Source organism: Chryseobacterium sp. HR92 (genome assembly GCF_045689405.1).
Taxonomy (GTDB): domain Bacteria; phylum Bacteroidota; class Bacteroidia; order Flavobacteriales; family Weeksellaceae; genus Chryseobacterium; species Chryseobacterium viscerum_A.
This window is the reverse complement of the sequence record NZ_CP139139.1, coordinates 3,969,804-3,990,539: the sequence shown is the minus strand read 5'-3', so window position 1 is coordinate 3,990,539 and position 20,736 is coordinate 3,969,804. Positions and strand designations below refer to the sequence as shown.

Below are 20,736 nucleotides of genomic sequence, written 5' to 3'. Positions count from 1 at the left end.
AATGATGAATTGTAAATTATCCCCTGATCAATTATAATTCATCATTTATAAAAACAAACCGCCCGATAAAGTTATCGGGCGGTTTGTTTTTAATGTCCGAAAATATCTTTCAGACTTACTTCTTTAAATGTTCCCATTTTATTAACGGCTTCCATATTAAGATTCTCTTTTTTACCGATAATGGCTGTATTAAAATCTATGGACTTGACTTCTGTCTGATAAAAATGTCTGATATCTTCAAATTTAAGATCCTGAATCTGCTTATAGATGTCTTTCCTGAAGTCATGATAAATATTCAGTTTCTTCAATCTTAATGTATTGAAAAATATATTATTCCGGGTAACTCTTGTTGAAGCAATCTGTTTCAGAGCCGCATTTCTGGCATTTTCAAACTGAATAGGTACTTCAGGAAGCTCGTTCATCAGTTCATTCAACGTATCCACAGCGATCATCAGTTTATCAGGCTGAGTTCCGATATAAGTCGTTACATAATCAGGATGGTTAAGTTCAGAGTTCGCTGCATACGAAACGTAAGCAGAATAAGCAAGACTCTTACTTTCACGGATTTCCTGGAAAACAATGGATGATAATCCCCGCCCAAAATATTCATTAAATACATTGATCTTTCCAAAATGAAGTGGGTTCACCTGATTTCCTTTTCCTATCTTGCTCATTTCCATCTGAACCATGTCATAATTGATGAAATTTACGTTTCCTCCGGTAGCAGGCTCAGGATATTGCTTAGCTTCCGGGATCTGAAGACTTTCAGTTTCTATATACTGACCAATATATGTCTTGAAATTTTCAAAACTTTTGCCATAGAAGAATATCTGATATGGATATTTGAAAAGCTTTTTCATTCTGTCTGTGAAGACTTCAGAATTGCTGTCTTCCAGTTCTTCTTTAGAAATAATATCCGTAAAACGCGAGTGAATTCCCAATTTTGTATAATTGGTAAGGGCTGTCATAATACGGTTTTTATCTTTCTTGATAGCCTGTCGGTTTTCCAGTACAGTTCCTACAAACTGATTGTAGATTTCCTGGTCTGGTTTTACATCATGCATCCAGTGCTGTAGAAGAGCAATTCCTTTTTCTATATTTTCTTCCAGTCCGCTTAGAGAAATGATCAACTGGTCATTCGTAGTTTTAAAATCATTACTGATTCCTATTTTGAAGAATTCTTTTTTTAAATCTTCTGGAGAAAGAGTATCCGTACCCAGATATTGCAGCAATTGAGTGGAAACTCCTAAATCTCTGTCATTGTCACTTCCAAAAGGAAAGATGAAATGCAGCTGTGCAATATCATTATATTTATTCTTGACGAAACTCAATTTCTTTCCGTTAAGCTGATCAGTGGCAATTTCTTTCTGATAGTCGATAAATTCAGGCTTAATATCCTCCGTTTTATCTGCTAAAATCTCTTTTAAAAATTCAGACTGGGCATCACGGTTTATTTTAACAGGAGTGATTCCAGGATTCTCAACCCTGATCAATTTGTCGTTTACACCTTTTTCTTTGTTGACCACCACATAATTTTCTTTGAAAAAATCATTAGCAAAATTCACCACATCTTCTTTAGTAAAAGCAGCGTATTCATCCATCTCATTCAGTTCCTCTTCCCAGGTTCTTCCTTTTATATAAGAATCATAAAGAGTAGTAGCAAGTCCTTCTGCAGTTTCGAGCCCCTTCATTCTCTGAAGTTTGAAATCATTGATGATAGCTGGCAGCATCCAATCCGGGAAATCTCCTTTCTTTATCAGTTCAATTTCTTCCAGGACCATGTTCTTTGCTTCCTCTAGAGTTTGGCTTTCTTTAGGAACGGCTACAATAGAAAAATATCCATATTGTCTTAAGCCCACAGAAAATGCTTGAGCCCAAAGCATTTTTTGAGTCTGATTGATATGCAGATCCAGTAATCCGGCTTCGCCTCTGTTACTAAGAATATTGGCAACAACATCTGCAAGCATAGCATCCCTTGTTCCATAGCTTTCTGTTCTCCATGCAAGCTGAGTTCGTGGGGTAGTAGGGCTTTTTACCGTTTTTGTTACAATTCTTGTAATAGGTTGTTCAATAATCGGTGTCTTTTTAGGAAGCTCTTTGTAAGGTAAAGTCCCGAAATACTGATCGATCAACTGAATGGTTTCCTCAAAATCAAGATCCCCAACCAGTACCATAGCATAATTATTAGGAACATAATATTCATCGAAGTACTTATGAATAGCCTTCATGGAAGGATTCTTCAAGTGTTCCGGTTTTCCCAGTGTCGTTTGCTGTCCATTAGGATGAGTAGGAAAAAGAGCATCCATTAGTTCGTAGTTCACAAGTCTAGTGTCATTGTCCTGAGCTCTGTTGAACTCTTCATATACAGATTCCAGTTCCGTATGGAAAAGACGAAGTACAATCTCAGAAAATCTTTCCTTCTCTATTTTCAGCCACTTTTCAAGCTCGTTGTTTGGAATATTGTTTTTATATACGGTTTCATCAAACCAGGTATGGGCATTCGTTCCCGTAGCTCCCAGAGAAGAAATAGCTTTGTCGTATTCATTGGCAATAGCATATTGACTGGCTTCCTGAGAAACTTCATCGATCTTTTTGTAGATTTCTCTTTTCTTTTCAGAGTCCTGCTCTGCTTTATGCTCTTCATATAAAGCAGAGATCTGGTCAAGAAGCTTTTTTTCCTTTTCCCAGTTCTGAGTTCCGATGTGAGAAGTTCCTTTAAACATCATGTGCTCGAGATAATGAGCCAGCCCTGTATTATCTGCAGGATCATTATTACTTCCTGTTCTTACAGAAATGAAAGTCTGTATTCTCGGAGCATCAAAATTTTGAGCAAGAAAAACTTTCAACCCATTTTTCAAAGTATAGATTCTGACTTTATTTTCGTCGTGGGCTATTGTAATATATTCGTATTGGTTTTTATCTGTGTGAACCGTTTCCTTATATTTTCTGTCTGTCATATAAAACTCATTTCATTCCTTAGAATCCGGAATGCACTACAAATGTAAGGAATCAAAAAAAGATGATGGCCGGTTTTATGACAATTACATCTATTATAATGATTGGAAAAGTAGAAAAGCACTAATGTTTAGAAACTATTTTATAACAATTTTGTTATTTCTGAATTGCATTGATGGTTTTTAGTTTAGCAAGCAAATATAACAAAAATTAACACCCTTTTGTATCCTACACTGTATAATAATATATAGATCACTTTTACTCTATCTTTATATAAAAACGTTTGTGAAGATCTGCGTTATCTGCGGTTTACCATACTCACAACAAAGAATAACCTTATCTATTCAACTCTATATTCAATATAAATGGGCTTTATCCCAACCTTAAATAATCTGCTTTAAGAAAACTTTACTATTATATATATGTATACCTTCCATTACTCATTACTCATTACTCATTACTCATTACTCATTACTCATTACTCATTACTCATTACTTGAACCCCCTCTCCAACGCCCCAACTCTCCAACCCTCCCACCCACTCACCCAACCCTCCAAACAAATGTTTAAAATTTTTCTCACTGCGTTCCAGGTGATTAGGATTAAATATGAATAAAATGTAATATTTATGTTAAATAAAGTTGCGTAGTGTGTAGTAAGTTTCTATCTTTGCCCCACTGAAAAACGAGAGTATAACAGTAGCGCAGAAGAGCCTTTAGATAGGCAGGAACATTAGAAACTTCAAAAAGAAACAAGCAAAAAAAACTTAAAAACTTTTGACAAAAAAAGTTGTGAGATTAAAAAGAGTTTGTATCTTTGCAGTCCCAAATAAAGGGAGCGCAGGAGTTGATGGATTGAGGTTAATGAAGAGATTAAGGTTACTTAAAAAACTTTAAAATTTTCTTCAGAAACATTTGGTCAATTAAAAATAAAGTTTTACTTTTGCACTCGCAAATACGGAGCGACACTGACAGAGAGATTGCTTCGTTAAAAAGCGGAAGATATAAAGATCATTGACATACAATATAACAACCAAGTAAGGAAAAACTAAAGCGTTAAGAAACTTTGAGTGAGTCAGACAAACATACAATGGAGAGTTTGATCCTGGCTCAGGATGAACGCTAGCGGGAGGCCTAACACATGCAAGCCGAGCGGTATTGTTTCTTCGGAAATGAGAGAGCGGCGTACGGGTGCGGAACACGTGTGCAACCTGCCTTTATCTGGGGGATAGCCTTTCGAAAGGGAGATTAATACCCCATAATATATTAAGTGGCATCACTTGATATTGAAAACTCCGGTGGATAGAGATGGGCACGCGCAAGATTAGATAGTTGGTGAGGTAACGGCTCACCAAGTCTACGATCTTTAGGGGGCCTGAGAGGGTGATCCCCCACACTGGTACTGAGACACGGACCAGACTCCTACGGGAGGCAGCAGTGAGGAATATTGGACAATGGGTGAGAGCCTGATCCAGCCATCCCGCGTGAAGGACGACGGCCCTATGGGTTGTAAACTTCTTTTGTATAGGGATAAACCTACTCTCGTGAGAGTAGCTGAAGGTACTATACGAATAAGCACCGGCTAACTCCGTGCCAGCAGCCGCGGTAATACGGAGGGTGCAAGCGTTATCCGGATTTATTGGGTTTAAAGGGTCCGTAGGCGGATCTGTAAGTCAGTGGTGAAATCTCACAGCTTAACTGTGAAACTGCCATTGATACTGCAGGTCTTGAGTGTTGTTGAAGTAGCTGGAATAAGTAGTGTAGCGGTGAAATGCATAGATATTACTTAGAACACCAATTGCGAAGGCAGGTTACTAAGCAACAACTGACGCTGATGGACGAAAGCGTGGGGAGCGAACAGGATTAGATACCCTGGTAGTCCACGCCGTAAACGATGCTAACTCGTTTTTGGATTTTCGGATTCAGAGACTAAGCGAAAGTGATAAGTTAGCCACCTGGGGAGTACGTTCGCAAGAATGAAACTCAAAGGAATTGACGGGGGCCCGCACAAGCGGTGGATTATGTGGTTTAATTCGATGATACGCGAGGAACCTTACCAAGGCTTAAATGGGAAATGACAGGTTTAGAAATAGACTTTTCTTCGGACATTTTTCAAGGTGCTGCATGGTTGTCGTCAGCTCGTGCCGTGAGGTGTTAGGTTAAGTCCTGCAACGAGCGCAACCCCTGTCACTAGTTGCCATCATTAAGTTGGGGACTCTAGTGAGACTGCCTACGCAAGTAGAGAGGAAGGTGGGGATGACGTCAAATCATCACGGCCCTTACGCCTTGGGCCACACACGTAATACAATGGCCGGTACAGAGGGCAGCTACACTGCGAAGTGATGCAAATCTCGAAAGCCGGTCTCAGTTCGGATTGGAGTCTGCAACTCGACTCTATGAAGCTGGAATCGCTAGTAATCGCGCATCAGCCATGGCGCGGTGAATACGTTCCCGGGCCTTGTACACACCGCCCGTCAAGCCATGGAAGTCTGGGGTACCTGAAGTCGGTGACCGTAACAGGAGCTGCCTAGGGTAAAACAGGTAACTAGGGCTAAGTCGTAACAAGGTAGCCGTACCGGAAGGTGCGGCTGGAACATCTCATTTTAGAGCGTCATTAGACGATAAACAAAATTAGTACGCAAGTACAAAGCACTTGCTTAAAGTTCAAGCTTTAGTTTTTTGTTTGGTTGGTTATATAAAAAAAATACAAAACCCACTAGAAATTAGTATAGGGAAAGAGATTGAGAAATGAAGAAGAGGAAAAGGAATAACTTATTACTCATCACCCATTACTCATACAAAGTCTCGTAGCTCAGCTGGTTAGAGCGCTACACTGATAATGTAGAGGTCGGCAGTTCGAGCCTGCCCGAGACTACTAATTAAAGGAGTTAGGATGTAGGTTGCAGATATTAGGGAATAGCATATAAATGGTATGAACTAGCAACAGACAACTATCAACTACTAGAGGGGGAATTAGCTCAGCTGGCTAGAGCGCCTGCCTTGCACGCAGGAGGTCAAGGGTTCGACTCCCTTATTCTCCACAGTTTTGGAAGATTGATTTAAAAGTTACGGATGGAGCCAAAAACAACATCTGTTCATCAATTGGACAAGAAGATATTAAGATCATTGACATTAACGGTAAAGACATCACAAAGAGAAAACCGAGCGCATAAAGCGCTTGAGTAACCAATAGGAAAGAAATCGTTAAGGGCGTATGGCGGATGCCTAGGCTTTCAGAGGCGAAGAAGGACGTGGTAAGCTGCGAAAAGCTGCGGGGATTGGCACACACGAATTGATCCGCAGATGTCCGAATGGGGCAACCCGTCTGGTTGAAGACCAGTCATCCCTTAGGGGAAGCAAACCCGGAGAACTGAAACATCTAAGTACCCGGAGGAAAAGAAATCGAAGAGATTCCGTAAGTAGTGGCGAGCGAAAGCGGATTAGCCCAAAAGTCGTTATATGTTTAATAGAATGTTCTGGAAAGAACAGCCGTAGAGGGTGATAGCCCCGTATATGAAAGGCATATATTGATGATAAATGAGTAGGGCGGGACACGTGAAATCCTGTCTGAATATGGGGGGACCATCCTCCAAGGCTAAATACTCCTGAAAGACCGATAGTGAACAAGTACTGTGAAGGAAAGGTGAAAAGCACTTCGAATAGAAGGGTGAAATAGAACCTGAAACCGTACGCCTACAAGCGGTCGGAGCAGCATTAAGCTGTGACGGCGTGCCTTTTGCATAATGAGCCTACGAGTTAATTTTACTAGCGAGGTTAAGGTATTAAGTACCGGAGCCGGAGCGAAAGCGAGTCTGAATAGGGCGGATAGTTAGTAGGATTAGACGCGAAACCTTGTGATCTACCCATGGGCAGGTTGAAGCTCTGGTAACACAGAGTGGAGGACCGAACCGGTTGACGTTGAAAAGTCTTCGGATGACCTGTGGGTAGGGGTGAAAGGCCAATCAAACTGGGAGATAGCTCGTACTCTCCGAAATGCATTTAGGTGCAGCGTCGTATATAAGTTTATTAGAGGTAGAGCTACTGATTGGATGCGGGGGTTTCATCGCCTACCAATTCCTGACAAACTCCGAATGCTAATAAATGTTCTACGGCAGTGAGGGCATGGGTGCTAAGGTCCATGTCCGAGAGGGAAAGAACCCAGACCAACAGCTAAGGTCCCAAAATATATGTTAAGTTGAAACAACGCGGTTGGACTGCATTGACAGCTAGGATGTTGGCTTGGAAGCAGCCATTCATTTAAAGAGTGCGTAACAGCTCACTAGTCGAGCGGTCCGGCATGGATAATAATCGGGCATAAACATATTACCGAAGCTATGGATTTATATTTTAGATATATCTGGTAGGAGAGCATTCTATTTGCGCCGAAGCAGTATCGTGAGGTATTGTGGAGCGGATAGAAAAGAAAATGTAGGCATAAGTAACGATAAAGCAGGCGAGAAACCTGCTCACCGAAAGACCAAGGCTTCCTCAGCCATGCTAATCAGCTGAGGGTTAGTCGGGACCTAACGCGAACCCGAAAGGGGTAGTGGATGGACAATGGGTTAATATTCCCATACTTGCTCACACTAAAAAGGGGACGGTTGGATGTAGCTGCTAAAGACTGACGGAATAGTCAAGGCCTAGCCTTCGGGCGAAGCTGCTGTAGTGTAATCTGATCCAAGAAAAGCCGAAGTGAAGCAACCCGTACCAAAACCGACACAGGTGGTCGAGGAGAGAATCCTAAGGTGCTCGAGTGAGTCGTGGCTAAGGAACTAGGCAAAATAGTCTCGTAACTTCGGAAGAAGAGACGCCATCAGCAATGGTGGCCGCAGTGAAGAGGCCCAGGCGACTGTTTATCAAAAACACAGGACTCTGCTAAATCGAAAGATGCTGTATAGGGTCTGACACCTGCCCGGTGCTGGAAGGTTAAGGAAGGTGCTTAGGGTTAAACCGAAGGCATTAACTGAAGCCCCAGTAAACGGCGGCCGTAACTATAACGGTCCTAAGGTAGCGAAATTCCTTGTCGGGTAAGTTCCGACCTGCACGAATGGTGTAACGATCTGGGCACTGTCTCAGCCACGAGCTCGGTGAAATTGTAGTATCGGTGAAGATGCCGATTACCCGCAATGGGACGAAAAGACCCTGTGAACCTTTACTATAACTTCGTATTGACTTTGAGTAAGTAATGTGTAGGATAGGTGGGAGGCTTTGAAGCTTGCACGCTAGTGTAGGTGGAGCCAACGTTGAAATACCACCCTTTACTTACTTGGAGCCTAACTTCTTTTAGAAGGACATTGCGTGGTGGGTAGTTTGACTGGGGTGGTCGCCTCCAAAAGAGTAACGGAGGCTTTCAAAGGTACCCTCAGCACGCTTGGTAACCGTGCGTAGAGTGTAATGGCATAAGGGTGCTTGACTGTGAGACCTACAAGTCGATCAGGTGCGAAAGCAGGACATAGTGATCCGGTGGTTCCGTATGGAAGGGCCATCGCTCATAGGATAAAAGGTACTCCGGGGATAACAGGCTAGTCTCCCCCAAGAGCTCACATCGACGGGGAGGTTCGGCACCTCGATGTCGGCTCGTCACATCCTGGGGCTGGAGAAGGTCCCAAGGGTTGGGCTGTTCGCCCATTAAAGTGGCACGCGAGCTGGGTTCAGAACGTCGTGAGACAGTTCGGTCTCTATCTATTGCGGGCGTTAGATGTTTGAGAGGGCTTGATTCTAGTACGAGAGGACCGAATTGAACAAACCTCTGGTGTATCAGTTGTACCGCCAGGTGCACCGCTGAGTAGCTACGTTTGGAAGAGATAAGCACTGAAAGCATATAAGTGCGAAACTCGCCTCAAGATGAGACATCTTTTAAGGGTCGTTGGAGATGACGACGTTGATAGGCTACAGGTGTAAAGACAGTAATGTCATAGCCGAGTAGTACTAATTACCCGTAGATTTATAGTCTATGGTTACTAATATAAACCAAGTGCTTTATGTGCATTGAAGGTTTTGTCTTTGTGAAAGTTTTTATCGCTTAAAACAGGTAGCAGATGGTAGCTATCAGGGAGCAGGAATGCCTGTCACCTATAACCAACATCCTGCAACCTTATATACCTTCTTTAGGGTGGTTTTAGCGGTGGGGCTCACCTGTTCCCATTCCGAACACAGAAGTTAAGCCCACCAGCGCCGATGGTACTGCGAAAGCGGGAGAGTAGGCCGCCGCCAGTTTTTATTTTATTTTTAAAAAATCCTTTATCTGATGATAAAGGATTTTTTTTGTTATATACCTAATCCAGCTAAATAAGCAACTACATCCCAAAAACATAAGTAATGAGCAATAAGTAATGAGCAATAAGTAATAAACAATAGTCATCACTCATCACTATGTCATCGCAGATGTTATTATTACCTATTCATCATCCATTACTCATTACTGATTATTCATTACCCATTATTGCTTTTCTCTTCCTGATCTTCCTGCTGACTTCTTATTTGTTGTCTCCATTACCGTTTATCACCCCCGGTTTGTCACTCCGCAGGAGTCTAAACAACCAATTTTAAAGTTCTATCATCAACCATATCTAAGATTACCAAATCACTTAAGTATTAAAAAAAACTGTAGCGATATTCCTTTGAATCCTTTAGACCCTAATAAATGTGGCTGGATTCCTACGGAATGACATAGTTGGGATATTAGATCTTACTATGTAAAATTGACTCTTCCTAATCTGGATGGGCCCCGCAACTTATAACTCATAATTAATAATTAATAATTCATAATTCATAATTTGTTTTAGCCTAGCCCCGATAGCAATGGCTACCCCGCAACTTGGGTTAGAGAGCATGTGGGTTTGAGTGTGGGAGCGCAATGGCGTGAGGAGTATGAATGGATAGCGGGTGAATGCTCCTGAAATATCACTAGCTGTTCTATAAACTATTTCCTTGTAGAAACCCGTTTTACTCGAATAAATTCAATAAGTTTGTAGCAGTTTTCCAAAAATAATTATAATGTCAGGAAATATTCTGATCATCGATGATGAGATCAAACTCCTTAAATTGCTAGGAATGATCCTTTCCCAAGAAAATTTTAATGTAAAAGAAGCTTCTACAGCACGCTCAGCGATGACGATGCTGGAGCAATATGATTTTGATGTTGTTCTTAGTGATGTTCGTCTTCCTGATGCTTTTGGGGTAGAATTGGTTAAGTCGATTAAAACTAAATATCCTCAACTGGAAATTATTTTAATGACTGCATTTGGAAATATAACGGATGCGGTACAAGCCATGAAGAATGGCGCTTACGATTATCTGGTGAAAGGTGACGATAATGAGAAAATTATCCCATTGGTGTATAAAGCTCTTGATAAGGTAAAAGATAACAAGTCAAGAATGGTTCAGCAGGTTGTTACCAAAGGTTTAGATCAGATTATTGGTAAATCACCTTTAATTCTGCAGGCTAAAAAGTTGGCAGAAAAAGTGGCTTTAACAGATGCAGCCGTTCTTCTTACGGGAGAAACAGGAACGGGTAAAGAAGTCTTTGCCAGTGCTATTCATGAAGGGAGTGACAGAAAGAAAAATAGCTTTGTGGCAATTAACTGTTCAGCATTTAGTAAGGAGATTCTGGAAAGTGAGCTTTTTGGTCATAAACAAGGGGCTTTTACTGGTGCTGTGAAAGATAAAAAAGGACTGATTGAAGAAGCTAATGGAGGAACACTATTTCTGGATGAAATTGGTGAGATGCCGATAGAACTTCAGGCTAAGTTGCTCAGGGTTTTGGAAACCAGAGAATTTATCAAAATGGGTGAGACGAAAGTTTCAAAGTCAGATTTCAGATTAATAGCAGCAACTAACAGAAATCTTGAAGATGAAATAATGCATGGAAACTTCAGAGAAGACCTTTATTTCAGATTGAATGTATTTGAAATCAGTCTTCCGCCTCTGCGTAATAGAAAAGAAGATCTGAAGGTACTTGCGAAGAACTTTATTGATCTTTTTTCTCACAAACTTCACTTGTCTTCTGTTCAGGTAAGTCCGGATTATTATAAAGCTCTGGAGATAAATGACTGGAAAGGAAACATCCGTGAGCTGAGAAATGCCGTAGAGCGGAGTTTGATTTTAATGGATAATAATATTCTTGATGCTGATAGCCTTCCTCATTATTCTGAAAAAGCAGCTCCGGAAAGTGATTCATTGAGCATTCGTTCGCTGGAGAAAATACATATACAGAAAGTACTACAGTACACAAAAGGAAATAAGGCAGAAGCAGCCCGATTACTTGAGATTGGTATTGCCACACTGTACAGAAAGCTTGAAGAATACGGATTGAAATAAATTTTTTATCATTTTAATAAAGAGCCTATCATTTTGATAGGCTTTTGTTGTTTTATAACAATTGTTGCCTTGTTGTAATGTGTTGTTATTTAATGATTTGAATGTTTTTTATTCAAAATGGACTTTCTTTTGGCATATAGTCCTTGAATAAAATATTTAAAAATGACAATTTCAAGAAAAACGTTTAAAAAACGGGAGCATTCAACTTTTAGTCTGCTGATTGTATCGTATGTATTGTTGACTCTTTTAACCCTTATGATTAAGATATGATGTTTATAAGTTTAATTCTGCTTTTTGCAGTGTTGTTTTGGCTTTTATATAAATCAGTTGAATTTTTTGATAGAATATAAATTATGTGGAGTTTATTTTTCCTCTCAATACTTGCCTTTGTGTATATCTGTTATGTTTTAATTAAACCTGAAAAATTTTAATTGGTCATGAATACAGAAATTTTAGGCATTATAGCAATGTTTGCTGTCACGTTAGTTATCGGAATATTTTTAGGTAAATACATAGCTAATGTTTATGGATACAAAAAAACTTTTCTTGATCCGGTTTTTGAACCTATTGAAAAGTTAATTTATAAAATATCGGGAATTAATCCTGCCCGCCAGATGAACTGGAAACAGAATATGTATGCCATGCTGGCGATCAATCTGATCTGGTTCATCATAGGTTTTCTTCTTTTACTGAATCAGGCTTGGCTTCCTTTAAATCCTGATGGAAACCCGAATATGTCACCCGATCTGGCTTTTAATACAACCATTTCATTCTTAGTCAACTGTAATTTACAGCATTATTCGGGAGAAACGGGAGTAAGCTATCTGAGCCAGCTTTATCTGATGTTTTTACAGTTTGTAACAGCAGCAACAGGTATGGCGGCAATGGCGGTTCTTTTCAAAGCTTTTAAAGAAAAAACAAGTACAGAATTAGGTAACTTTTATGATTATTTCACAAAATCAATGATCAGAATCCTGGTTCCTATCAGTGTAATTGTTGCTTTAATTCTTTCTATCAACGGAAGTCCGATGACTTTTGAAGGAAAAGATCATATCATCACATTGGAAGGTCAGAAAGCTGATGTTTCCAGAGGTCCTGTATCTGCATTTGTAGCGATCAAACACTTAGGAACTAATGGAGGTGGATTTTTCGGAGCGAACTCAGCACATCCGCTTGAAAACCCTAATTATATCACCAATATAACAGAAATGGTTACTCAAATGATTATTCCTTTTGCATTGGTATTTGCCCTTGGTTTTTATCTGAATAAAAGAAAGCTGTCATGGATTATCTTTACCGTAATGACAGTCGGTTTTCTCGCTCTTACCATTCCGAATGTTGTGAATGAAACAAGTGGAAACCCTCTGATTACACACATGGGAGCAGATAGCAGCCTGGGAGCAATGGAGGGCAAAGAAATACGCTTCGGAAGTGCTTCATCCGGCTATTGGAGTATTGCAACCACAGTTATTTCTACGGGATCTGTGAATTCTATGCATGACAGTACAATGCCTCTTTCGGGGATGAATGAGCTGCTTGCCATGATGATCAACTGCTTCTACGGAGGCTGCGGGGTCGGAATTCTGAACTATTTCATCTTCATCATTCTGGCTGTATTCATCAGTGGTCTGATGGTAGGGCGAACCCCTGAATTTATGGGTAAAAAAATTGAAGCCAAAGAAATGAAAATTGCGATGATTGTGGCTTTGTTTCACCCTTTCTTAATTCTTGCAGGAACAGCTTTAACGGCTTATTTACCGGAATTTGGAACAAAAACATTGAATAACCCAGGTTTCCATGGTTTCAGTGAAATGCTTTACGAATTTACCTCTTCTGCGGCGAACAACGGATCCGGATTTGAAGGGCTTGGAGATAATACACCCTGGTGGAATATCTCAACAGGAATTGTACTGTTACTTTCAAGATTCATCCCGATTATAGGCCCGGTAGCGATTGCAGGACTATTGGCACAGAAGAAATATATCCCTGAAAGTTCAGGAACATTGAAAACAGATACAGCTACTTTCGGATTCATGACCCTTGCGGTGATTTTACTGATTGCAGCATTATCTTTCTTCCCTGCATTGACCTTAGGTCCTATTGCAGAGCAGATTCAGTATTTCTCAAAATAAATGTGAACATTAAAAATTACAATCAATATTCAACCATTAAGGAAGCCGAAAAGTTTGAGAAAGCTAGTCTTACACTTACTGAAACGTTCACTTATATTATCCATATCTCTCCTTATTATTTGGTATACCTTGATGGTTATTATTGATTTACAATGATATAAACTCTTTCAAAAAAATGAAAAATCAGTCACAAACATTGTTTCAGAGAGATTTGGTAAACGAAGCGATCAAACAGTCCTTCGTAAAGCTGAATCCGAAAATTATGTTTAAAAATCCGGTAATGTTCCTGGTGGAGATCGGAACTATTGTCATGTTTATCGTAAGCATGTTCAGTCTTACTGGTGATAAAACCCAGGGAAGCTTTTCCTATAACTTTTTAGTATTTATTATTTTATTTTTCACTGTTCTGTTTGCCAATTTTGCAGAGGCTATTGCAGAGGCAAGAGGAAAAGCACAGGCTGATACCCTTAGAAAAACAAGGGAAGAAACTCCAGCTAAATTAGTGCTTGATAACAAACCAGGATTTCAGGTTGAAACAAGACTGAAGATGTCTGCAGAAATGACATTAGGCGATATTTTCCTTTGTGAAGCCGGAGATCAGATTCCTATGGATGGTGAGATTATTGAAGGTCTTGCAACCATTGATGAGTCTGCAATTACAGGAGAAAGTGCACCGGTAATCCGTGAAGCAGGAGGAGACAAAAGCTCTGTAACAGGCGGAACGAAAGTACTTTCAGACAGAATTAAAGTAAAAGTAACTACAAAGCCAGGAGAATCCTTCTTAGATAAAATGATTGCCCTTGTAGAAGGAGCATCAAGACAGAAAACACCTAACGAAATCGCATTAACTATACTTTTAGCAGGATTTACCCTTACATTTATTATTGTTACCCTCACTTTAAAGCCTTTTGCAGACTATGCGCAGACTCCGATTACTATTGCGGCATTTATATCTCTTTTCGTTTGTCTTATTCCGACAACCATCGGCGGTCTGCTTTCTGCAATCGGGATTGCGGGGATGGACAGAGCATTGAGAGCGAATGTGATTACCAAAAGCGGTAAAGCTGTAGAAACAGCAGGAGATATTGATGTTCTGCTGCTTGATAAAACGGGAACAATCACTATTGGAAACCGTAAAGCAACTCAATTTCATCCTTCTAATGGAATTCAGCTAGACGAATTCATTAAAGCTTCTGCATTAAGTTCTGTAGCCGATGAAACACCTGAAGGGAAATCCATCATTGAACTGAGCGCTTTGAAATCTGAGGATTTATTGGTTCCTAATCCTACTTATATTGATTTTACAGCGGAAACCAGAACTTCAGGGATTGATTTTGACGACACAAGAATCCGTAAAGGAGCTTATGACACTATAAAAAAACTGACTGAAAAAGCCGGGAATATCTTCCCGCAGGAAACCCAGGATGCGGTGACCAAAATTTCTGAAAACGGAGGAACACCTTTGGTAGTAGCCGTTAATGAAAAAGTATGGGGCGTTATTGAACTTCAGGATATTATCAAAACCGGAATTCAGGAACGTTTCCAGAGACTGAGAAAAATGGGTGTAAAAACGGTAATGGTAACCGGAGATAACCCTCTGACAGCAAAATTTATCGCTGAAAAAGCAGGAGTAGACGATTTTATCGCCGAAGCCAAACCTGAAGATAAGATGAATTACATTAAAAAGGAACAGCAGGAAGGTAAGCTGGTTGCCATGATGGGAGATGGCACCAATGATGCTCCGGCACTGGCCCAGGCAGATGTAGGTGTAGCGATGAACAGCGGAACACAGGCTGCTAAGGAAGCCGGTAACATGGTAGATCTTGATAATGACCCGACAAAACTAATCGAAATTGTGGAGATCGGGAAGCAGCTGCTGATGACAAGAGGAACCTTGACGACTTTCAGTATTGCGAACGACGTTGCTAAGTATTTTGCCATTATTCCGGCGCTCTTTATCACTTTTATTCCTTCTCTTCAGAAGTTAAATATTATGAATCTTCACAGTCCGGAAACAGCCATTTTATCAGCAGTTATTTTCAATGCAATTATTATTCCTTTCCTGATTCCGCTGGCGTTGAAAGGAGTGGCTTACAAACCAATTGGCGCAAGCGCATTACTGAGAAGAAACCTTTTGATCTACGGCCTTGGCGGAGTAATTGTTCCGTTCATTGGAATCAAAATCATTGACCTGGTAATCAGTTTATTCTATTAAAATTTAAAAAATGAAAAATCATATTGTCTCAGCATTCAGATTAACACTTGTAATGTTGATAGTAACAGGAATTTATCTGGCTGTAGTATATGGAGGTTCTAAAATACTTCCCAACAAAGGAAATGGAGAAATTGTCTATGATAAAGGACAGAAGTTTTATGCCAATATCGGGCAGGAATTTAAATCTGAAAAATACTTTCACGGCCGTCCTTCCTCTGTTAATTATAATGCAGCAGGAAGTGGAGGGAGCAACAAAGGTCCAAGCAACAAGGAATATCTGGAAATTGTACAGAAAAGAATTGACACTTTAAAAATGGACAATCCTGAAATGGGAGGTGTGAAAGTCCCTGTAGAGCTGGTAACTGCCAGTGGAAGTGGGCTGGATCCGGATATTTCTGAAGAAGGAGCATTGTATCAGGCAAGGAGAATTGCAAAAGTGAGAAATATTTCAGAAGAACAGGTTAAAAGCTTAATTAATAATCAGACAGAAAAGCCTTTCTTAGGACTTTTCGGACCATCAAAAGTAAATGTTCTGAAGCTTAATATCGCTTTGGATCAATTAAAATAATAAATTTAATAATCGATAATCATGTTAAGGTTTTAAACTTTGATATGATTAACATACCTTAATAATAGTGAAAAAATATCTAGCTATATGTGTGCTATCAGGACTATTTTTAGCCAAAGCACAATCATCAGATTCATTGAAAACAGAGAATAAAGTGACATTTTCCGCTTATGCAGAACTCTTTTATACCTATGATTTTAATGAGCCGGGCAATCATATGCGTCAAAACTTTTTATATTCATACAACAGACATAATGAAATGAATCTTAATCTTGGATTGGTTAAAGCGAACTATCAGAGTGAAAATCTACGGGCCAATGTAGCTTTAATGGCTGGAACTTATGCACAGGATAATATGGCTGCTGAGCAGAATGCACTGCGCTATGTCAACGAAGCCAATATCGGGATCAAAATTTCTAAAAATAAAAACCTGTGGATTGATGCAGGGATCATGCCGTCTCATATCGGCTGGGAAAGTGCTATAGGAAAAGATAATATCAATCTTACCAGAAGTTTTGCTGCAGAAAACTCTCCCTATTTTGAAACAGGTGCCAAAATTTCTTACACCTCAGATAATGGGAAATGGTTTTTAAGCGGATTAATACTGAATGGCTGGCAGAGAATTGCAAAACCGGAAGGAAACCAGAGTATTTCTTTCGGACATCAGGTGACCTATAAACCCAATGATAAAATTACCCTGAACAGCAGCTCATTTATCGGGAATGATAAAGCTAAAGAAGATAAAAGAATGCGCTATTTCCATGATTTGTATGGAAGCTTTCAGCTAACAGATCAGTTTTCTGCAGTATTAGGATTTGATATCGGAGCAGAACAGAAGTCAAAAGGAAGCGAACAGTATAATATCTGGTACAGCCCAAATGTATTAATGAAATATCAATTAGACAACAAATGGGCATTGGCAGGAAGATTAGAATATTACAATGATAAGAACGGTGTGATTATCAATACAGAAACTCCCAATGGATTTCAGACTTTTGGATATTCTCTCAATGTAGATTACGCTATCTTTAAAAATGTGGTTTTCCGTACAGAGGCAAGAGGTTTTACTGCTAAAGATGCCATTTTTGCGAAAAACGATGAATTCAGAAAAGGAAATTTCTTCATTACAACAAGTCTTTCAGCCTGGTTTTAGTAATCAGCTTAACCACAGTGAAAAGTGTTTAAAGTAAAATTAAAAAGAATAAAATCAATGTCATCAGCAAAAGATTTTTTAGAACTTATCCAGAAATCCCGTAAAGGAAAATTCAAAATTTATATCGGGATGAGTGCAGGTGTAGGAAAAACCTTCCGTATGCTTCAGGAAGCACATTCCCTTTTGCGAAATGGCATTGATGTAAAGATAGGCTATATAGAAACCCATGGCCGGGAAGAAACCGTGGAGCTGGCAGAAGGACTACCTGAGGTTGAAAGAAAATCGGTCTTTTATAAAGGAAAAAATCTTGAAGAAATGGATCTTCAGGCTATCATTAATGAACATCCTGAAGTGGTTTTGGTGGACGAACTTGCTCATACTAATGTAGAAGGTTCTAAAAATAAAAAAAGATGGCAGGATGTGCTGGAAATCCTTGATAACGGGATCAATGTCATCAGTGCCATGAATATTCAGCATATTGAAAGCCTGAATGAAGAAGTCAAGAAAATAACAGGAGTAGAAGTGGCAGAACGGGTTCCGGATAAGATACTGGCTCTGGCCGATGAAGTTGTCAATATCGACCTTACTGCGGATGAACTGCTGACGCGCTTAAAAGAAGGAAAAATCTATAAAAAGGAAAAAATTCAGACCGCACTCAGTAATTTCTTCCAAAGCGGGCATATTCTCCAGCTTCGTGAATTAGCTTTAAAAGAAGTGGCCACTCATGTGGAAAGGAAGGTGGAAACTGAGATCAAAACTGAAAATTTTAAACCCATAAAATTCCTGGCCTGCATCAGCAGCAACGAGAAAATTGCTAAAACAATTATCCGGAAAACAGCAAGATTAGCCAGTTATTATAACTGTCCATGGACTGTTTTGTATGTTCAGAAACCTTCCGAAAATCCGGAAAAAATTGCACTCGATAAACAGCGGTATTTAATTAATAATTTTAATTTAGCACAGGAATTAGGTGCCAAAGTTGTCCGCATCAAAGAAAGCAGTGTTCATAACGGAATCCTGGAATATGTGATTGCTCATAATATCACGACGGTCTGCATTGGTAAACCTCACGCCAGCTTCTGGCAGCGGATGCTGGGGTACAGCTGGATCTATACCCTCATGAACAGGCTGAATGAAAGACAGATAGATATTATTATTTTATCATAAAAATAATGAAACTTAAAACGAAACTTACCTTAGGCGTTGGCCTTTTATTTCTGCTGATCGTTCTGCTTTCAGTGATAGGTTCTGTGTATATCAATAAATTAAAATCCGATACTGAAAAGATCCTTACTGCTAATTACAACAGTCTTGAATTTTCCAAAAATATGCTTCTGGCGCTGGATAATATCAGTACAGACAGTACTGTTGCAATAGCAGATTTTAGGAAAAATAATAAATTGCAGGAAAAGAATCTTACAGAATTTGGAGAAAAAGAAGCCACTCAGAACCTCAATATGCATTTCAGCAGTTATCTGAAAGCACCGGATATCCATAAAGAAAAACTCATCCGTGAAGATCTGGCTAAGATCATGTCTTTGAATATGAAAGGTATAGAACGGAAGAGTGATATCGCGATCATTACAGCAGAAAATGCCACTTTCTGGATTGTAAGTTTGGGAACCGTATGTTTTCTGATTGCTTTTATCCTGCTTTTCAATTTACCCCAAACCATTGCGGAACCTATCAATCAATTGACTTTCAGTATCAAACAGATTGCTGATAAAAACTATAATGAAAGAGTTCATTTTAAAGGAAGTGAAGAGTTCAGCAGTCTGGCAGATTCATTCAATACCATGGCGGAAAAACTTCAGGAGTACGAAAGCAGTACACTTTCCAAACAGCTGATGGATAAAAAACGTATCGAAACATTGGTCAACAATATGCATGATGCGGTTATTGGTTTAGATGAAAATCATTTTATCTATATGATTAATGATGAAGCGCTGAAGATAACAAACCTACATAAAGAAGAAATTATTGGAAAAACGGCCCATGAAGTAGCAATTAACAATGATTTGATACGCGAATTGTTAAAAAATGTTGATCACCCGGTAAAAGATCCGATTAAGATTGTCCGCGATAACAAGGAAAATTATTTTGAACAGGATATTATTCCTATCAATATTGTAAAAACAGGCGAAAAAGAAAAGAAGTATATCGGAAAGGTAATTTTGCTGAGAAATATTACCCCTTTTAAAGAACTGGATTTTGCTAAAACCAACTTTATTGCAACCATTTCCCATGAATTGAAAACTCCGATCTCTGCCATCAAAATGGGTGTTCAGCTCCTTGGAAACCAAAAATTCGGAGAACTGAATGAGCAGCAGCAGGAATTACTGAAAAGTATCAATGAAGACGGACAGCGGTTATTGGATATCACAGGAGAATTGCTGAATCTTTCTCAGGTAGAATCCGGAAATATCAGACTGACTGTAGAAAAATGCTCTCCTAAAGAAATCGTACAGACTGCTGTAAAAAATGTTGAAAAGCTTGCCGAGCAGAAAAATATTTCCATCAGTACAGAATATTTTCTGGAAGAAAGTGATGCAGTGACCGCAGATTTTGATAAAACAGTCTGGGTAATGAATAATTTCCTGACCAACGCGGTAAAGCACTCTTTTCAGGATGAAAATATTAAGATTGTAGTTGAAAAACTGAACTCGTTTATTCAGTTCAGTATCATTGATACCGGAAGCGGAATTGATGAAAAATACCACCGTCAGATCTTTGACCGCTATTTTCAGGTTCCCGGAGAGCATCAGAATGGAACAGGCTTAGGCTTAGCCATTTCAAAAAATTTCATTGAAAAGCAACACGGAGAAATAGGAGTGAAGAGTTCTCTGAATAATGGAAGTACATTTTATTTCAGACTGCCGGTTTCATAAGGATTATTTTATATTTGCGACAAAAATAGAAATGAGGAAAACTTTAGGACTCTTATTATTTTCAGTTTTGCTAAGTATTCAGATTTCTGCACAGACTTTTACATTGGAACAGCTTAAGGGGTTCAATAAACTTACCATGGATGAGTTTAAAAAGGAAATGAAACAGCTTCAGTTCAAATTTTATGACAGAACTGAAGGTTTAGGTTTTCTTTTAACCGAATATGATTCCGCTGACTACACCTCGAAAATCGGAAAGTTTGAATACAAAGAAGAAAAATCAGAAGATAGAATTGAATTTGAGTTTAAAGATAAAAAAGAATATGATCAATATCTTAAACTGATATTGACAGCCGGATATAAAGAAACTGAGAAAGGGAAGATTATTACCAAAGAGCCTTACACAGATTACTACAGGAATAAGGAGCATATCAGGTTGATCTTGCCTAAAGCAGGGGAAAGTGTTCCATATACCCTTATTGTTTTTAAGTAAAACATTGAGTATGTTCA

10 protein-coding genes, 2 tRNA genes and 3 rRNA genes are annotated in these 20,736 nt (G+C 39.3%); 14 read left to right on the top strand and 1 reads right to left on the bottom strand.

Features of this window, described 5'->3' with window-relative positions; all coding sequences use genetic code 11:
- Positions 1-89 precede the first annotated feature (89 nt).
- Positions 90-2,957, bottom strand: coding sequence for a M16 family metallopeptidase (locus SFA27_RS17945; protein WP_407294025.1), 2,868 nt, complete (start codon positions 2,955-2,957; stop codon positions 90-92).
- A 1,084-nt stretch (positions 2,958-4,041) separates the two neighbouring features.
- Between SFA27_RS17945 and SFA27_RS17940 the strand changes: the two genes are divergently transcribed.
- The 14 genes from SFA27_RS17940 to SFA27_RS17875 all read left to right on the top strand — a co-directional run bounded on the left by SFA27_RS17940 (position 4,042) and on the right by SFA27_RS17875 (position 20,719).
- Positions 4,042-5,558 (top strand): 16S ribosomal RNA (locus SFA27_RS17940).
- A gap of 197 nt (positions 5,559-5,755) precedes the next feature.
- Positions 5,756-5,829 (top strand) — tRNA-Ile (locus SFA27_RS17935).
- Positions 5,830-5,921: 92 nt separating this feature from the next.
- Positions 5,922-5,995: transfer RNA gene (locus SFA27_RS17930), tRNA-Ala, on the top strand.
- A 153-nt stretch (positions 5,996-6,148) separates the two neighbouring features.
- Positions 6,149-8,906, top strand: a 23S ribosomal RNA gene (locus tag SFA27_RS17925).
- Between the two features lie 156 nt (positions 8,907-9,062).
- Positions 9,063-9,170 (top strand): 5S ribosomal RNA (gene rrf, locus SFA27_RS17920).
- Together the 16S, 23S and 5S rRNA genes with 2 tRNA genes alongside form the textbook arrangement of a ribosomal RNA operon.
- 780 nt (positions 9,171-9,950) lie before the next feature.
- Positions 9,951-11,273: a sigma-54-dependent transcriptional regulator gene (locus SFA27_RS17915; RefSeq protein WP_407294023.1), complete on the top strand. Its 1,323-nt coding sequence runs from the start codon at positions 9,951-9,953 to the stop codon at positions 11,271-11,273.
- Between the two features lie 353 nt (positions 11,274-11,626).
- Positions 11,627-11,704: a potassium-transporting ATPase subunit F gene (locus SFA27_RS17910; protein ID WP_077415921.1), complete on the top strand. Its 78-nt coding sequence runs from the start codon at positions 11,627-11,629 to the stop codon at positions 11,702-11,704.
- Between the two features lie 6 nt (positions 11,705-11,710).
- On the top strand, positions 11,711-13,405 hold the full coding sequence (gene kdpA, locus SFA27_RS17905) for a potassium-transporting ATPase subunit KdpA (protein WP_407294020.1): 1,695 nt from the start codon (positions 11,711-11,713) through the stop codon (positions 13,403-13,405).
- A gap of 175 nt (positions 13,406-13,580) precedes the next feature.
- Positions 13,581-15,620: a potassium-transporting ATPase subunit KdpB gene (gene kdpB / locus SFA27_RS17900; RefSeq protein ID WP_047374051.1), complete on the top strand. Its 2,040-nt coding sequence runs from the start codon at positions 13,581-13,583 to the stop codon at positions 15,618-15,620.
- A 10-nt stretch (positions 15,621-15,630) separates the two neighbouring features.
- A complete protein-coding gene (gene kdpC, locus SFA27_RS17895) occupies positions 15,631-16,188 on the top strand; it encodes a potassium-transporting ATPase subunit KdpC (RefSeq protein ID WP_407294017.1) in 558 nt (185 codons plus the stop codon).
- Positions 16,189-16,255: 67 nt separating this feature from the next.
- On the top strand, positions 16,256-17,341 hold the full coding sequence (locus SFA27_RS17890; protein ID WP_264518672.1) for a porin: 1,086 nt from the start codon (positions 16,256-16,258) through the stop codon (positions 17,339-17,341).
- A gap of 57 nt (positions 17,342-17,398) precedes the next feature.
- Positions 17,399-18,508 carry a sensor protein KdpD gene (locus SFA27_RS17885; RefSeq protein WP_407294015.1) on the top strand — a complete coding sequence of 370 codons (1,110 nt, stop codon included), beginning with the start codon at positions 17,399-17,401 and terminating at the stop codon, positions 18,506-18,508.
- A gap of 5 nt (positions 18,509-18,513) precedes the next feature.
- Positions 18,514-20,229 (top strand): ATP-binding protein, encoded by a 1,716-nt coding sequence (locus tag SFA27_RS17880; protein WP_407294013.1) that lies wholly within the window; start codon positions 18,514-18,516, stop codon positions 20,227-20,229.
- A gap of 31 nt (positions 20,230-20,260) precedes the next feature.
- The gene (locus tag SFA27_RS17875) at positions 20,261-20,719 is read left to right on the top strand and encodes a hypothetical protein (RefSeq protein ID WP_407294011.1); all 459 of its coding nucleotides are present in this window, start codon (positions 20,261-20,263) and stop codon (positions 20,717-20,719) included.
- The last annotated feature ends 17 nt before the right edge of the window (positions 20,720-20,736 follow it).

What these genes read in the sequence shown, in the direction of transcription:
- SFA27_RS17945 (WP_407294025.1), bottom strand. Translation starts at nt 2,957, where the DNA reads ATGACAGACAGAAAATATAAGGAAACGGTTCACACAGATAAAAACCAA.
- SFA27_RS17915 (WP_407294023.1), top strand. Translation starts at nt 9,951, where the DNA reads ATGTCAGGAAATATTCTGATCATCGATGATGAGATCAAACTCCTTAAA.
- SFA27_RS17910 (WP_077415921.1), top strand. Translation starts at nt 11,627, where the DNA reads ATGTGGAGTTTATTTTTCCTCTCAATACTTGCCTTTGTGTATATCTGT.
- kdpA (WP_407294020.1), top strand. Translation starts at nt 11,711, where the DNA reads ATGAATACAGAAATTTTAGGCATTATAGCAATGTTTGCTGTCACGTTA.
- kdpB (WP_047374051.1), top strand. Translation starts at nt 13,581, where the DNA reads ATGAAAAATCAGTCACAAACATTGTTTCAGAGAGATTTGGTAAACGAA.
- kdpC (WP_407294017.1), top strand. Translation starts at nt 15,631, where the DNA reads ATGAAAAATCATATTGTCTCAGCATTCAGATTAACACTTGTAATGTTG.
- SFA27_RS17885 (WP_407294015.1), top strand. Translation starts at nt 17,399, where the DNA reads ATGTCATCAGCAAAAGATTTTTTAGAACTTATCCAGAAATCCCGTAAA.
- SFA27_RS17880 (WP_407294013.1), top strand. Translation starts at nt 18,514, where the DNA reads ATGAAACTTAAAACGAAACTTACCTTAGGCGTTGGCCTTTTATTTCTG.
- SFA27_RS17875 (WP_407294011.1), top strand. Translation starts at nt 20,261, where the DNA reads ATGAGGAAAACTTTAGGACTCTTATTATTTTCAGTTTTGCTAAGTATT.